The following is a 16,012-nucleotide window of genomic DNA, read 5'->3' as shown; positions in this document are numbered from 1 at the left end:
GAAATGTTCCGTGTACTTATCGCAGATGACGAGCACCTTATTCGGTCGAGTTTAACAAGCAAAATCGAGCAATTCAGCGAGGAAACAGTTGTTTCTGGCTTGGCAGCCAACGGGGTGAAGGCTCTGGAATGGTTGGAGGAACATTACGCGGATATCTGCGTGACGGATGTCAAAATGCCGCTGATGGGCGGGCTGGATCTGATTGCGAAGGTCAACGAGAGATATCCGTGGATGATTTCTGTGGTTGTTTCCAGCTATGACGAATTTGAATTTGCCAAAACAAGCATGCAGCTCGGAGCCATCGATTATATTATCAAGCCTGTGGACCAGGAGCAGCTGAATGGAGCTCTTGCCCGAGCAATCGGTGAGGTGGCCACGCAGCGGCGAGCGGAAGCCGCTATGCTGTTCATGCGATCGATTCCTCATCATCAGGACATGCTGCAGCGATGGGTACTGCACATCCAGACTGTTCAGATCGAGACGCTTCCGCTCTTAGTCGTGGATACCTTAGATATGTTGGAGAGTCTGGCAGGTGACCGATTCTATTTGTTAAATCCCCTTTCCATGGCATGGTTGGAAATGATTGTGGAAGAGCTCAAGAAAGAAAAGGTCAAAATTGAGCTGCAAGAGGGCAAAGATTTAGGTCTTTGGGAAAAGACGATTCTGCAGGATAAAGTTCGCAGCTATTTCCGCTTGTGTGCGGTTCGCCGTCTGGAGGAAGGGGCACAACGGATTTTTGCGGTCACGCAAGCCGTTAAGGACCAACCGTCCCGCAGGGCGATAGAAGAGGTAAAAGCATTCATAAACGACCATTACTCAGATAAGCTGAATCTGCAGGAAATTGCGGATCAGGTTGCGATAAGCAGGAATCATTTCGCCCATTTATTCAAACAGGAAACCGGAACGACGGTTTGGAACTATTTGATTCAAATACGGATGGGGAAAGCGAGAGAATTGCTGCTAGGCACCGATAAGCGAATTTATGAGATTGCACACGATGTAGGATACGATAACAGTGTTCACTTTTCTCAGGTATTTAAAGAACAGTTTGGCTTAACTCCCGCCGAATTCAAAAAACGAATGGAGCGTTAAGTCAGATTCAGTTTCCGACTATTCCGATCTATATCGTGCCATGCCCTCATTGTGATGCGGAATTGATTCTCCTAAAATGAATGTAAAGCGTTCTCATTCATTAGCTCATAGGAGGAATAACATGAGTCAATTCTATAAAGTAGAGCAATCCAACGGAAATTGGATGTTTATTTCGCCGCAAAACACTCCTTTTTATTCCGTTGGTGTAAATGGTGTGCATAATCAGATCGTGGATCAGGCACATTGGCTGAAAACGGATCTGGTACACAAATATGGCGGGAATCGTGAATGGTTTCCCAAATGGGCTGCGGAAAAGCTGAGCCAGGTTGAGCAGTTCGGCTTCAACACATTAGGCGCTTGGCACGAACCCTTCTATTGGGGAAACGGCACACCGAAAACAGTTGAAATCCGCATGTCCAGATTTGCGCCGAAAGTGAATACGGATTGGGGGACAGGCTTCCCTGATGTTTTCGACCCCAAATTCCATGCTTCTGTGGAACGTGCATGTCTGGATTGCTTTATGAGCGGGCGTGGTGATGCCCTATTGAACGATCCGGGTGTTATTGGGTATTATACCGATAATGAAATACATTGGTGGGGACACGGGGGCAAATGGGGCAACAATGACCCCGGCAACGGTGCTAATGATACGAGCCTAGTTGACGACTATTTGGAACAGCCGGCAAGAGGGTACGGCAAGTTGGCTTGGATCGAGATGTTGAGGAAACACCATAGCTCGATTGAGAGTTTGAATGAGACGTGGGGTGCCGAATATATGGATTTCGAAGATTTGGCGCATATTGCGGTTTACCGAGCAGATCATCCTGAAGCGCTGGAAGCGGATAAAATGGCTTTCCTTCGTCTAATTGCAGAGGTGTATTACCAAACGACATCGGCTGCGCTCAAGCGATATGATCCAAACCGACTTAACCTGGGTGACCGGATGGTTGGAACGAGTACACCAGAGATTGTTTTTGATGTGATGAAAGACTATGCCGATGTCATCACGTTGAACTTTTATAGTTTCGACCTGCCTGAACGTTGGATGAGTCACATTCACGATAGAACTGGCTTGCCATTTATGATAACTGAATTCAGCTTCTGTGCGGGGAGGGAAGCGGGATTCCTGATCAATACGAACGGAGCCCGTAATGTCCTTGTTAGGAATCAGTCCCGCAGGGGAGAAACGTATCGGAACTTTGTGGAAGAAGCGGCCCGGTTGCCCTTCGTTGTGGGAACGCATTGGTTCGCCATGTACGACTATGGGAATCCGCAAGGCTTGATTGGAAATTATGGGCTGCTGGATCTTGCAGACGAGCCGTATGAAGAGTTCGCGGAATTGGTCTGTCAAGCGAATGAAGATGTGCTTCGGATCAGAAATTCGATAGAACTATAATTGGGAAAAGTTGATTGTACATGAGGCTCATACGCCGTTAGCTCATTGTTCTTAGAGCTAGCGGCGTTTTCATGTTTGAAGGAAGCAATCGGATGTTGGCGTAGGAATATGAATCTTATTAGATTTTCGTGTACACTGAAAATGAAACTAAATGAACGTATGCATGTTATATCCACAAATACTCTATTACGAAGATTGTGGATAACTTTTAGAGAAGAGTAGATCGAGAACAAGTAGAGAGAAGTGAGTTTACATGCATCAAAACTATCAATTAACCGTTGAAGAGATATTAGCACGCCCCTCATTTCAACATGCTTATATCGCGGCTGGCAAAATGGGCATAGGACGATTGGTACGCTGGGTTCACATTATCGAGGTGATTCAGTTTGAACAACTGTTGCAAGGAGGCGAGATGATCCTAACGACAGGTGCCGCATTTAAGAACGATACGAAATCGTTCATGACCTATCTAGAGCAGTTAATCCACAGAAACGTAACCTGTCTTTGTATCGAGATGGGACACTATATAAGTTCAGTTCCCCAAGAATGGATGGATGCGGCCGAGGCTCACGATTTCCCGCTCATTATTTTCCCAGAAGCGGTTCGATTTATTGACATCACGCAGGATATCCATGCTCATATTATTAATCAGCATCATAAAGCACTTCAGGATTTGGAGAAAATATCGCGTGAATTTCATCGGATGACGTTGTCTTCCCAAGGTGTCACGCATGTACTTGCTTTATTGCAAAGCAGCACCAAAGGTCAAGTTATTTATGTGCCAATCGATGCTGGGCCGAAATTCGCTCCGCCGCTTGGCAAACGGGAGTCAGCGCAATGGCTGACTTTCCTTGCAAGCAGAAGTACAGAAAGCGGGTATGACGAAACAGGAGCAGGGTTGTATTTTGAAGACATAGAGGGACAATCCGTTATCGTTCAGCCTGTTGGGGCTATGGGCAAAACCTGGGCCCACATTATGCTTGTGCTTGATCGTAAACCGCAGGAATATGAATATTTAATTCTAGACTCAGCCTCTCTGTCTATTGCACAGGATTTGTTGCGGAAACGGTACATGGAAGAACGGAAATTGTATTCCCAAACACTGTGGGTAGATGATCTGCTTCATATGCGCATTCATCAGGAGGAGCAGATCAAAGATCTGATCGGTGGTGAATTTAAACGTCTGAATGCGCTAACGTATCAGGTTCTCTTGATCGAATTTGAGCAGGAGCAAGAAGATGGTATGACTGCGGAAGAGGAAGGGATCGAATCTGCGGGTCTTCATTTGTCGCTTGCGGCTAGATCGATTTTTGAGGGGCAGCTATTTTATCCCATCATTACGTTAAAACATAACAGACTTGTTGTTCTTGCATTCGATAAAGCTCCTAAAAAGCCAGCTAAGGAGCGTTTGCAGCATGTGCTTGAGTCGCTTCAAGGGATGAAGGATCACGCGGGGACTCGGTTGAAGATCGGTATTGGACAGCCTATTCAAAGCTTTTTGAACGCCCATCGCAGCTATCAGGAAGCGCTTCAAGCGTTGTCATTAACAGTTACGCTGCAGCAGAAGAACGTCATGTTTTATGATGAGCTAGGCGTATTCGAACTGTTATTTCATATCGCGGATAAAGGAATACTGGCTTCATTCGTCCGAACCTATCTCGGTCCAATTATTGATCACGATAATCTAAAAGGCAGCGAACTACTGCGAACGCTTAAATTGTATCTCGACCATGATGGATCGAAGCAAATCGCTGCGCAGCAGCTTTTTATCGTGAGACAATCTCTCTATTATCGATTGGACAAAATTGAAGAGCTGCTAGGCGCTGATTATATGCTTCCTGAGAAAAGATTGGCTCTGCAAGTGGGAATCAGAGCCTATCAGCTCCTTCATCCAGAGAAGAAATTGTGAAAAGAAAAGCGGTAGTTTTTTGACAAAATGTCTAATGGCATGTGCCACAATCTCTCTTATACTTGGAGACAAGTAGAGAGCGATCCTTTCATTAGGGGGTCCTCAAGAGAGGTTGATGGGGCATGATTATTGGCGTTCCGAAAGAAATTAAAAATAATGAGTTTCGCGTTGGCATGACACCGAGCTCGGTGCTTTCATACAAACAGGCAGGACATGAAGTACGGGTCGAAACGTTGGCAGGGCACAGCATTGGGTTCACAGACGAAGATTATACGGCGGCAGGTGCGACAATTGTTACAACCGCAGCGGAGGTATGGTCATCGGACATGGTCGTCAAAGTGAAAGAACCGCTGCCTGAAGAATATGGTTACTTTCATGATGGTTTGATATTGTACACGTATCTGCATCTTGCTCCTGAAGCGGAATTAACGCATGCCCTTGTTAGTCAAAATGTAACAGCCATCGCCTACGAAACGATCCAACTCGATAACGGGAGCTTGCCGCTCCTAACGCCGATGAGCGAAGTGGCTGGACGCATGTCTGTGCAGATCGGTGCTCATTTTCTAGAGAAAGCTCATGGTGGCAAAGGCATTCTGCTTGGTGGTGTCCCTGGCGTTGAACCAGGAAAAGTAGCTGTGATCGGAGGCGGCATCGTCGGCGCAAATGCAGCTAAAATGGCCATCGGGCTCGGTGCTGACGTAACGATCATTGACTTGAATGCCGACCGGCTTCGTCAATTGGATGATCAATTTCAGGGCCGTGTGAAAACGATCATGTCCAATCCCTACAACATCGCTGAAGTAGTACGACGTGCGGATCTCGTTGTTGGCGCGGTACTGATTCCTGGCGCTCGCGCACCTCGGCTCGTCACCGAGGATATGGTAAAAACGATGAGTCCAGGCAGTGTGATCATCGACGTTGCCATTGATCAAGGCGGATCGATCGAGACGATCGACCGCATTACAACCCATGATCAGCCAACCTATGTGAAGCATGGGGTCATCCATTATGCCGTAGCCAATATGCCGGGAGCCGTGGCGCGTACATCTACATTAGCGTTGACGAATGTGACGACCAGCTATGGTCTACAAATTGCAGGCAAAGGTTTCGCGCGTGCAGCGCTCGATAACAAAGCCATCGCTAAGGGGATTAATGTGACACAAGGACATGTCACGTATCAAGCCGTCGCTGAGGCTCATGGCTATGCGTACACGGATATTTATTCGCTGATTCGATAGAACAGAATTGGGGGCCTCCGCAGGTTTGCGGAGGTTCTTTTTCATGGGCAGGGGATGTATAACGTCAAAATGGAATTGATGATGGAAGTGACGATAAACTTTCCTAGAGTAAGCGATGAGGTGCTTTAAACAAGATTTGTACGCTCGCGGATAGATATAGGTGGATTTTATACAGTTAATTCTTGGGCAATTCCGTTGAAATGGAAATTAGATGGATTTTCTGAAGTTAATTTCAAACAAATTGGCTGTATTGAGGAAAAGAGAGGAAATTAACTTCATTTTTTACATCTAATCTGATTTTCAAAGGGGATTTAAGCGAAATAGCTGTACAATTTACAGTTAATCTGTTAACACTAACTCAGGAGACGAAAGGGAGCCCCTTGAAGCAGTGTAAGCAACCCAACCCAACTATCATCCCTATCCCCATAAATTCGCATTGACGCTACATTTATTAACATATAAAATTGGTGAAGTGAAACGTTTCAATTGGAGAATTTGCCTTTGAATTAGATATTAAAACAAATATGCTTCATATGTTACTCAATAGGAGATGGCAACTTGACTACGATACAGCAACGCCAAGATGAAATTATTGCGAATATTGCGCATGCAGCTTATAAACAGCCAGTTCTGAGCAATGGTTTTCTTTTCGAAGGGGACGTGCGTGACAATTTCTATTACGCATCCTATCTATTCGCTGCTTCAGTGGATCCCACGATCACCTTCGAAGGCGATCGTAAGGAAGCGAGGGATAAAGCAGAGGGTGTTTTCCTTCATCTACTTGAGATTCAAGATCAAGATCCAGCTAGTAGCACTTATGGTCACTGGCCACTTAATTTAAGACCAACGCCTCAAGAGGCGTCTAAGAATACATTGCCAGTTGAGCTCATGGGGAGCTTGATGGTTTATTTCGCCCAGCGATATCAAGAGCAGTTGAGTGAATCGCTTCGTGTAGCATTTGATAAGACGCTTCGCCATATTTACGACAGCAACTTTTATCGGAAACCGCTAACAAGTTATGGTCATCACGAAGCCAAATATACGGCTGCGAAGCTGATTTTCGGACAACGCTATGAAGATGCCGCTTTAGTCCAAGATGGTTACGAAAGTCTGCAATTGACACTCAAACGAGTCACGGCCAATGGGATGACAGAATACGGTGGTCTCCCGTGGTTCTGGCATTGGGTGCAGGCTTTCACCTGTGCGTGGCAGTTGATCCAAGATACAGCAATCCGAAGTGAGCTAGCTCGCATGCTGGATTATTTGTGGAGCGAGCGAGCGACGTTCTACTTGGGTGGCGCTTGGGCAGGTCCGCACGCGCGGATTTGGCCGCATGACATGCCCAAGGATACGAATGTGCTGCATGATTATGTGCAGTATGGGGACTTCAAACTGCCGGCGCACATGCCAAGAACCGAATATGCGGGATTCCTTGCATATGAAGCGCCAGCCCAAACCATTCAAACTGCCTTGCATCGGTCATCAGTACCCGTCGAAATTAAACGACAAATTCCTAAACAAATCGGTCAAGCTCAGCATGAGAATGATCATCTCCATAGTTATGTATACTTCACAGAAAGCTTTGCAATGGGCGGTATGTGGGAACGAATTCGCGAGTTCGATAACGAACAGCATCGCTGGGACATTGCTTTCCCGCTTGATCACGTACAAGGTGTGAATCATGCTTATTTTTTCCATCCAGATTTGGAGCAGCCAGAAGGAGATTTGCGTCATCAAAGCGAATACACAGAAGTGCTTTTTCATAAACAAGTTATTATGGCTACCTATTCCATACCAGAAGACCAGCCTACCTACATCAAAGGGTGCTTGCCGCTAGGTGAGTGGGTTGAGTCACCAAACGGACTATTTGGACGGGTAGGTAACGCTTTCATGTCCGTATACATCCAGCAACCATATCATCGTGAGGTTCTGGAGGATCGTTGTTTTGTAACTAGTCGAGGTAGAACAAATGCAGTCGTCGTCGAATGCGTTGATCAAACAAATGCAGAGTCACTCGGCATTCGCGATGTTCACCATTTTGCCCAAATGATGACTGACAAGCAACCTACATACGGTGCCAATAACTCGATTACATATACTTCCTTGTCTAATCAAACGTTGTTGTTAAGCGGCGATCCAACGCAGGAAATCAGTAAACGTATTGATGGTGAAGTCATCAATTTCACTTCCTATACGGTCGCTTAAAATCATAGAAATGAGGATGGACACATGCCAGCAATTGATTATCCATTAGAAAAGCTTCTTTCTTACGAAGGACGAAATCCAAGACCCGAAGATTTTGATACGTATTGGGAGCGTGCAATCGCTGAAATGAAGGCGGTAGATCCTCAAATCGAACTTCGCCCTAGTGAATTTCAAGTACCGTATGCGGACTGCTTTGATTTGTATTTCACAGGTGTTAAAGGTGCTCGCATTTACGCGAAATATATTCGTCCAAAGAATGTGACGGAGCCACATCCAGCGATTGTGCAGTTCCATGGGTACTCCGGTAATTCGGGTGATTGGAACGATAAACTTTCTTACGCAGCGCTTGGCTATTCCTTCTTCTCCATGGATTGCCGTGGTCAAGGTGGATTCTCGGAAGATGTTGGCGGAACCAAAGGGACGACTCTAAGAGGACACATCGTTCGTGGATTGAATGATCACCCAGATCAGCTCCTATTCCGTGATATTTTCTTAGATACCGCACAGCTTGCTGGCATTGCGATGAGTATGCCTGAAGTAGACCCTGCACGTGTAGGCGCAATGGGTGGTTCGCAAGGCGGTGCTTTAACGATTGCTTGTGCAGCACTTGAGCCGCGTATTAAGAAATTAGCACCTGTCTATCCTTTCCTCAGTGACTACAAGCGCGTATGGGAGATGGATTTGGCGAAGGATGCCTACCAAGAGTTGAAGGACTTCTTCCGTCGTCATGACCCGCAGCACAAACGTGAGGAAGAATACTTCACGAAATTGGGTTACATTGATATTCAAAACCTAGCAAATCGTATTCAAGGCGATGTGATGATGGCCGTAGGTCTCATGGACACGGTATGCCCGCCGTCTACCCAATTTGCTGCTTACAATAAAATCACTGCAAACAAAAAACTAGAAATCTTCCCGGATTTCGGACATGAAGGATTACCAGGTTTCAATGATCTGACTTTCCAATTCATGATGGATCTTTAACAAATTAAAAAACCACTCTCATTCAATTGATGTGAGTGGTTTTTTGCGCTCAGCTTGCTGCTGGCGATATTGCCTTGGAGTGACACCGATCATTTTTTTGAAAAGTTGATTGAAGAATTTCATATCTTGATATCCGACCAGTGCAGCAATATCGCTGATTTTATCGGAGGACTCGCGTAAATACTGACAACACGCTTCCAACCGTGCATGCTGCACATAGGTTGTGTAGCTCATGCCTGTGAGCTTTTTTAATTGTCGTTGGAGCTGGCGTTCACTCAATGAAAGCTTTGCAGCTGCCTCGACTAACGTGAGCGGATCGCTGCAATTCATCCGAATATAAGTCAGCAAATTTTCGATGCTTTTCATGCTAGTGTGAGGAACCGAATAATCCGAATCGAACTTCGCTCGATGCATGTAGACGAACAGCTGCTCAACACACGACTGCATAACAGTAATAAAACCAGCTCGTCGAGCTTTATACTCGAAATGTAATCGTTCAAACAGCGGTTGAAATTCACCATTTTGTTCATGAAATGATAGGAATTCTACACCGCCATGAGGAGCGGTTGCTTTTTGAAAAAATAGTGGAATTTCTTGCTCTCCCATTGTCACTGCATGCTGAAGCAATTGGTTCATCCATGCCTGTGTGAAAATACAGTTATACACGATGAGCGGCTTGTTCTGATTCGTAGATGCGGGACGAAATACATGGGATATGCCAACAGGCAGGAAGAAGAGGTCGCCTTTCGTAACATTCATACTGACATTTTCTATATAATGGGAACCTCTGCCTTCTGCCACATAGCTGATTTCAATGAAATCATGGGTATGCTGTTGCAAGTCGAAGGATTCATGAACACGATTTACATAAAGGGGCAGTTCGGGAACGAAATATAAGTGGCCACCCGATTCCGTAATGATGCGCTTCATCGTCATGCTATTTCACTTTGAAATGAACAACAGCGCTATATAGCATTTTCCCCGCATTCGGGTCGAATACGATGTTGTGCTGGATGGCATAAACATCGAGCATTAGCGCCTTGTTGTTGTCGACTTGATCATTGATTTTCTTTTCAAGTGTTTTTAAATCATAAGCCTGAAAAAACTCAATTTTATTTTCGATACGATCTAAAATAAAGTCCATGATCCTGCGCCTCCTATAGGTCTATGTAAATTTATGACGACTTCTCTTATTATAACGTCAATATCTGATATAGGAAGTGGAACTGAATAGGCGTATACTGGGAAATGCGTGGATCGGACGTTTTTAATACATGGAGAAAGACTTACAAGCGAGTCAAAATTGTAATAGGAAGTGATGTCGTTTTGAAGCCGACACGGTTATTGGTTGATTTCTTGCTTAAGAATTGGCTAGTGTATGTCATCGCCGCACTCTTGATTTCGGTAGGGAATATTGTTCACTCGTACTATCCCAAACTGCTAGGCATGTTTACGGACCAGCTCCAGAAGGGTGGACTCAGTAAAAGTTTAATTGCGCAGTACAGTGTGCAGCTACTTGTAATTGGCGTGACCTTTGGCGTATTGTGCGCGATAGGACAATACATGATTATGCGGAGCGGTCGACGCTTCGAGTTCGAAACGAGAAATCGGTTATTTGATCATTTTACCAGGCTTGGAGCAACTTTTTATTCCCAAAATGGTGTCGGTAAGCTGCTAAGCTATGTAATGAATGATGTGACAGTTATTCGAGAGTCCATCTCACTCGGGATCAACCAGATTACGAACTCCGTTATTTTAATAGCAGCCGCTATCGTTTCGATGTTGTTTAGTTCCATTCCGTTGTACGTCATTCTGATCTGTATCGTGCCCTTATTACTCATTCCTGTGTTATCCGCTAAGTTTCAGCCAGTCATCAAGCAGCGCTCCTTACAAGTTCAGGAAGCATTAGGAACGATGACTGAGTCAGCCGAAGAGCAATTCGGAGGCATCCGTGTTGCAAAAAAATTCGCGGTAGAACCGATCATGATTAGCAGATTTAGCGAAACGGTCGATCGGATTCGAGACAACCAACTTCGGTTAGTACGACTTTCCTCTTTATTTGAAGCGTTAATTCCGTTTCTGGGTGCGGTATCGCTAATTATTGCGATTGCCTTCGGGGGCTATTTGACGATTCATGGGCGTATTACGATTGGTCATTTCGTTGAATTAACGTTGTATATTCGGATGATGGTGAATCCCTTACAGCAAATTGGGCGTGTCATTAATGCGCTGCAGCGTTCACGAGCTTCCTTGGAGCGAGTCAATGAGCTACTAGCGAAGGAATCGGATATTAAGCAGAATGAGCTTGCTCAACCTACGCACCTAGATCAGGAAGAGATTCGTATTGAGCATCTGTCATTTGCATATCCGGATGATGAGGATGAAGTGCTTCACGATATCTCACTGACCATTGAACCAGGGAAATCGATCGGCATTATTGGCAAAACGGGCAGTGGGAAGTCTACGTTGATGAAAATCATGCTGCGTATCTACGATCCACCAGAAGGAACAGTATGGATCGGAGATAGCGATATCCGTGATGTGACACTTGAAAGTCTGCGGAATCAAATCGCTTACGTGCCCCAAGAGGGCTTTTTGTTCAGTACATCGATTCGGGATAATATTGCCTTCTTCAAACGGGAATCCTCTATAGAACAAGTGGAACGTGCTGCCAATAAAGCACAAATATTGTCCAGCATCGTGTCATTTCCAGAAAAGTTTGAGACGAAGTTAGGTGAACGCGGGGTAACCTTGTCGGGTGGCCAGCGTCAGAGAACGAGCTTAGCAAGAGGAATTATTAAAGATTCACCTTTGATGATTCTAGATGATAGTGTCAGCGCTGTAGATTCGGTAACGGAAAAGCACATTATTGATGCGATTAGGAAAGAACGAACGAATAAAACGACGATCTGGATTGCTCATCGGATCTCTGCTCTTAAGCACACTGATGAAATCATCGTGCTGCATGAAGGAAGAATTGTCCAACGCGGCACCCATCATCAACTGCTAGCTCAAGACGGTTTATACGCGGAGCTGTATGCCATTCAAGAAGGAGGTAACGACGATGTTCAAGCTGAATAAACGTCCACAAGACCTCAGTCAATCGAAAGCTTCCTTTCGTTCGTTAGCTGTTTACGCCAAACCGCACAAGCTCACGTTTGCAGTTGTTGTCGTTTGTGCCTTATTAGGTATCGCGGCAGATCTATTTCAGCCTTATTTGGTCAAAATTGCGATCGATGATAATCTCATGATTGGGAAAAATGATTTCAACGCACTGATCAAGATCTGCTTGCTGTACGGGGTATTATCTATCTCTAGCATGTTTTTCAGCTACTTACAAAATAATTTGCTGCAATTCGCAGGTCAAAGCATTGTAGCCAAAATCCGTAAAGATTTATTTCAACATATTTTCAGGCAGTCGATGTCCTACTATGATAAAACGCCGAGCGGAAGCCTGATCACGCATGTGTCAAGTGATACGGAAACGTTGAACCAGTTTTTCACCCAAGTGCTCCTAAGCTTAGTGCGTGACAGCATGACGTTGATTTTCATTATCGTGCTCATGTATCATTTGGATCCGATGCTGACGTTGTATAGTATGATCGTCATTCCTATCATCGTTCTCATCGCGGTAGGTTTTCGTCAATATATGCGCAAAACGTATCAGCTATCACGATCCAAGTTATCCCAAATGGTAGCGTTCACAGCTGAAAACCTATCAGGCATGCACCTTATTCAAGCGTTCCATCAAGAAAAGGAGCAGATGAGTCGTTTTACGGATAAGAACACAGGTTATTTCCGAGCGAATCTAAGAGAGATCCGAACAAGCGTGTTATTTAACCGCTCTTTTGACATTTTGGGGAACTTATCAATAGCTTTTATTACTTGGGTAGGCGGTATTGCCGTCTTCGATAAAGCGATTGAGTTTGGTGTTCTTTACGCGTTCATTACGTATATTAGACAGTTTTTTCAGCCGATCAATAACATCACACAACAATGGAATACACTTCAATCGACACAAGTATCCATGAGTCGGATTTGGAATATTTTCTCGGCGCAACCGGAAGTAAAGGACAAAGAGGTTTCAGAATTGATTCCGTTGGTTAATGTTCAAGGTGACATTCAGTTCGATCATGTGCATTTCGGGTATCAGAAGGATACCGCCGTCATTGCAGATTTGGACTTACATATCGCTCCTGGCGAAATGATTGGGGTTGTAGGTACAACAGGTGCGGGCAAAAGCTCCTTGATCAGTCTGCTCTGCCGCTTTTATGATGTGCAGGGAGGCGCCATACGTTTAGATGGCATTGATATTAGGGACATCTCGCAGACGGATCTCCATCGAACAATTGGTTTGGTACAGCAAGAACCTTATCTATATGCGGGAAGTATTTTTGAAAATGTAAGGATGTTTGACACTACGATTTCACGAGAGACGGTCATTGAAGCTTGCAAATTGGTCGGAGCAGATGCGCTCATTTCACGGATGAAGGACGGGTATGACTCACGGATTTCAGAGAGAGGCAGCGGGTTGTCGGCAGGTGAACGGCAATTGATTTCTTTTGCCCGCATCATCGTATTCCAACCCAAGGTTCTTATTTTAGATGAGGCTACGGCTAATTTGGATTCACAAACCGAGCAGCTCATACAAACGGCCCTGAACATTGTTGCTGAAGGAAGAACGTCTATCGTGATTGCACATCGGATATCAACAATTATGCATGCCGACCGTATTATCGTGATGAGTCATGGGGAAATTGTTGAAGAAGGCACACACACCGAGTTACTTGCCATGCAAGGCATTTATGAACAACTCGTGCATCATTCACAAGGAAGTCATGCTCAAGAGAATGAAGCAGATGGTCGTATTTCATCCATAGGCTAATGATCAGGTACTAGGAATAGATAGTACTTCTCAAATCAGCGATCTCCTGTAGAATAAGAAGTAAGTCGAGAGGAGGGAAAACAGCATGAATTCCAACAAAATCATGGTTCAACTTGGTTATGTATTGGGCGCTAGTGCTCTTTTAACTGCTATTGGTTACTTCTTTGCTTCCAACTGGGAGAAGTTGAACCGATTAGAGAAATTTATTCCTATATTTGTACTTATATTGGGGTTTTACGGGTTATCCGTTTGGCTTTCTCGCAAGGTTGGAAGAGCGTTCTTAAGTAAGTTAAGCTTGTTTGCTAGCTGCATTTCTTTCGGAGTTGGGGTCGGGCTGATCGGCCAAACCTATAATTCACACGCGGACAGTTATAGTTTGTTTCTTGTGTGGTCTCTACCAGCTGTTCTGTATGCGATCCTTACAAGGTGGCAGCCCTATTATGTCTTGAGTTATATACTTGGACATCTCGCTTATGGACTGTTTTTCTTTCCCAAATGGGGGAGTTTTTCCGAAGCTGAGGGAACTACACTCGTTATCTGGTTAGGGCTTGCGATCGTGAACGGCACCTTGTTCGTCTTGTTTGAGAAGGGCATCATACATTCCCCATTTCTCAAATGGGTGACCTTTCAAGCGACACTTTGTATCTTCATTATCATGTCCGTGTCCCATACGTTTGAGAATTATGGGCTTTGGATGAACTTGCCGCTCATTGCAGCGCTGGCAGCAGCCGTCCTGTATGCACATCGGACACAGAGTAAAGTCTATCTGCTGTTCGCAGGGCTTTGGATTTCAGCCGCGATTACCACGAAGTACATTGAATTGATTATTGAGTACCATAATGAACTTTTCTTTATTGTGAGCTTGTTGTTCGTGATCGTGTTTATCGGTGCGAATGTGATGTTTATGAACTATGTGCGCGCTTGGAAGCCATCATCTGAGAAGAAAGAAGCGGGAACAGATGTAGACGTAACGACGGAAACCAAAGGCGACGGAGACTTCACCAAGTGGATCGTACGCGTTCTTACGATTTCTGTCATTATCATCGGTTCTCTGTTAGGAAGTTTCACGCTGATTGGGCTCGTGACTGTTGTGTTAGGGTTTGATGAACCTGCTAATATTTTAATCGGATATGGCTTAGTAGCTGTGATTGGGATGTTAGCCGCGCGAGGGTTCAATGTATTAGCTCGCTTTACTATCTTGATAAGTGGACTTATGTTGGGGACTGGTGCAGCCGTTGTCACAGACAAATCGTTAATGCTGCTCATCTATTTAGCCCTAACACTTGTGGCTTTTGTATTTTTACAGGGCTTGATTACACGGATCCTCTTTTTCCTAGCCTCAATAATTATCTTAGCCTTCGTCTTATTTGATTGGATCGATAGTGGTGTTGCTGTTCTTAGTATCATTGCGGGTTTGCTCTTCCTGCTTTTCGCTGGTGGTCAGGTGATTCGTCAATCAACATACCGCGAGCCCGTCCTATACAGCAGCTATCCCACTTTCTTATTAGCACTGTTTGCCTTAACCTTTATCACAGAATCAGGGTGGTACTATACGACGAACGTGCTTTTCTTTGTACTCGTTCTAGCGGCAATTCTGATAAGCAGACAACTTCATATCAAATGGCTATTTGATTGGTCGATGGGCTTTTGGATCGCTTTCCTCGTATACAAATATTACGATTTGGCGTGGAAGCTTCTGCATAAATCCATTAGCTTCGCGATAATTGGTATGCTGATCATTGGAATTACAGTGTGGATTGAGAAGAAGAAGGGACTCAACACAGACGACGCTTTGCTTCTGCAAACGGGTTATGGTTCGAATCGTTGGATCATTGCCTTATTAGTGTTACTTCAAGTAGCGGCTATGTCTTTGCAAATTGGCAAGAGTGAGTATCTTCTTAGTCACGGGAAGCTGATCAAGTTGCAGCTGCAGCCGTTGGATCCGCGTTCTCTAATTCAAGGGGACTATGTTCGTCTACGCTACACGATTTCAGAGCCTCCAATCTATCAAGACACCGTAAAAGAATGGACTTCCAAAGGGAAAATAGCCGTTGTTCTAGGACCAAGCGGAACTTCAAACGTGTATGAGTTCCGCAGGGAGTATAAAGATGGAGAACAACTTGCCTCTGATGAAGTACGCTTGAATGGTGAACGAGATGGTTATGAAGGCATTAAGTATGGGATCGAGAATTTCTTTATCCCTGAAGGCACGGGTAGATCGTATGAACAGAATGCCAAGTTTGCTGAGGTTAAAGTATCGGCAAACGGGGATGCGATATTAGTACGATTAACAGAGAAATAAA

The 16,012-nt window shown here is 44.8% G+C and carries 11 protein-coding genes; 9 read left to right on the top strand and 2 right to left on the bottom strand.

What is annotated here, in order from left to right:
• Positions 1–3: 3 nt before the first annotated feature.
• The 6 genes from ACSQ8O_RS30610 (at position 4) to ACSQ8O_RS30585 (ending at position 8,824) form a co-directional block, all read left to right on the top strand.
• Positions 4–1,092 (top strand): helix-turn-helix domain-containing protein, encoded by a 1,089-nt coding sequence (locus ACSQ8O_RS30610; protein WP_436244706.1) that lies wholly within the window; start codon positions 4–6, stop codon positions 1,090–1,092.
• A gap of 121 nt (positions 1,093–1,213) precedes the next feature.
• On the top strand, positions 1,214–2,488 hold the full coding sequence (locus ACSQ8O_RS30605; protein WP_436244705.1) for a hypothetical protein: 1,275 nt from the start codon (positions 1,214–1,216) through the stop codon (positions 2,486–2,488).
• Between the two features lie 253 nt (positions 2,489–2,741).
• Positions 2,742–4,397 (top strand): PucR family transcriptional regulator, encoded by a 1,656-nt coding sequence (locus ACSQ8O_RS30600; protein WP_436244704.1) that lies wholly within the window; start codon positions 2,742–2,744, stop codon positions 4,395–4,397.
• A gap of 122 nt (positions 4,398–4,519) precedes the next feature.
• Entirely contained in the window at positions 4,520–5,635 is a 1,116-nt protein-coding gene (gene ald, locus ACSQ8O_RS30595) for an alanine dehydrogenase (protein ID WP_436244703.1), read from the top strand.
• 558 nt (positions 5,636–6,193) lie between these two features.
• Complete coding sequence (locus tag ACSQ8O_RS30590; RefSeq protein WP_436244702.1) at positions 6,194–7,840, top strand: hypothetical protein; 1,647 nt, start codon at positions 6,194–6,196, stop codon at positions 7,838–7,840.
• A 24-nt stretch (positions 7,841–7,864) separates the two neighbouring features.
• Entirely contained in the window at positions 7,865–8,824 is a 960-nt protein-coding gene (locus tag ACSQ8O_RS30585) for an acetylxylan esterase (RefSeq protein WP_436244701.1), read from the top strand.
• A gap of 18 nt (positions 8,825–8,842) precedes the next feature.
• Here the strand turns inward: ACSQ8O_RS30585 and ACSQ8O_RS30580 are convergent, their stop codons facing one another.
• Together ACSQ8O_RS30580 and ACSQ8O_RS30575 are read right to left on the bottom strand one after the other, a co-directional pair.
• A complete protein-coding gene (locus ACSQ8O_RS30580; RefSeq protein WP_436244700.1) occupies positions 8,843–9,760 on the bottom strand; it encodes a helix-turn-helix domain-containing protein in 918 nt (305 codons plus the stop codon).
• A 1-nt stretch (position 9,761) separates the two neighbouring features.
• Positions 9,762–9,968, bottom strand: coding sequence for a YrzA family protein (locus ACSQ8O_RS30575; protein ID WP_056614891.1), 207 nt, complete (start codon positions 9,966–9,968; stop codon positions 9,762–9,764).
• A 182-nt stretch (positions 9,969–10,150) separates the two neighbouring features.
• Here ACSQ8O_RS30575 and ACSQ8O_RS30570 point away from each other — a divergent pair, with 182 nt between their 5' ends.
• The 3 genes from ACSQ8O_RS30570 (at position 10,151) to ACSQ8O_RS30560 (ending at position 16,011) form a co-directional block, all read left to right on the top strand.
• On the top strand, positions 10,151–11,905 hold the full coding sequence (locus tag ACSQ8O_RS30570; protein ID WP_056614888.1) for an ABC transporter ATP-binding protein: 1,755 nt from the start codon (positions 10,151–10,153) through the stop codon (positions 11,903–11,905).
• On the top strand, positions 11,889–13,709 hold the full coding sequence (locus tag ACSQ8O_RS30565; protein WP_436244699.1) for an ABC transporter ATP-binding protein: 1,821 nt from the start codon (positions 11,889–11,891) through the stop codon (positions 13,707–13,709). The genes ACSQ8O_RS30570 and ACSQ8O_RS30565 overlap by 17 nt, the downstream gene beginning before the upstream one ends.
• 85 nt (positions 13,710–13,794) lie before the next feature.
• Positions 13,795–16,011, top strand: a complete 2,217-nt coding sequence (locus ACSQ8O_RS30560) for a GDYXXLXY domain-containing protein (RefSeq protein ID WP_436244698.1) — start codon at positions 13,795–13,797, stop codon at positions 16,009–16,011.
• Position 16,012 lies beyond the last annotated feature (1 nt).

It is taken from the genome of Paenibacillus sp. LjRoot56, from assembly GCF_964253335.1.
Classification (GTDB): domain Bacteria; phylum Bacillota; class Bacilli; order Paenibacillales; family NBRC-103111; genus Paenibacillus_E; species Paenibacillus_E allorhizoplanae.
This window is presented reverse-complemented; position numbering and strand designations above follow the sequence as displayed.

Excerpts from the sequence above, each read along its gene's own strand:
- ACSQ8O_RS30610 (WP_436244706.1), top strand. The coding sequence starts at position 4 with ATGTTCCGTGTACTTATCGCAGATGACGAGCACCTTATTCGGTCGAGT.
- ACSQ8O_RS30605 (WP_436244705.1), top strand. The coding sequence starts at position 1,214 with ATGAGTCAATTCTATAAAGTAGAGCAATCCAACGGAAATTGGATGTTT.
- ACSQ8O_RS30600 (WP_436244704.1), top strand. The coding sequence starts at position 2,742 with ATGCATCAAAACTATCAATTAACCGTTGAAGAGATATTAGCACGCCCC.
- ald (WP_436244703.1), top strand. The coding sequence starts at position 4,520 with ATGATTATTGGCGTTCCGAAAGAAATTAAAAATAATGAGTTTCGCGTT.
- ACSQ8O_RS30585 (WP_436244701.1), top strand. The coding sequence starts at position 7,865 with ATGCCAGCAATTGATTATCCATTAGAAAAGCTTCTTTCTTACGAAGGA.
- ACSQ8O_RS30580 (WP_436244700.1), bottom strand. The coding sequence starts at position 9,760 with ATGACGATGAAGCGCATCATTACGGAATCGGGTGGCCACTTATATTTC.
- ACSQ8O_RS30575 (WP_056614891.1), bottom strand. The coding sequence starts at position 9,968 with ATGGACTTTATTTTAGATCGTATCGAAAATAAAATTGAGTTTTTTCAG.
- ACSQ8O_RS30565 (WP_436244699.1), top strand. The coding sequence starts at position 11,889 with ATGTTCAAGCTGAATAAACGTCCACAAGACCTCAGTCAATCGAAAGCT.
- ACSQ8O_RS30560 (WP_436244698.1), top strand. The coding sequence starts at position 13,795 with ATGAATTCCAACAAAATCATGGTTCAACTTGGTTATGTATTGGGCGCT.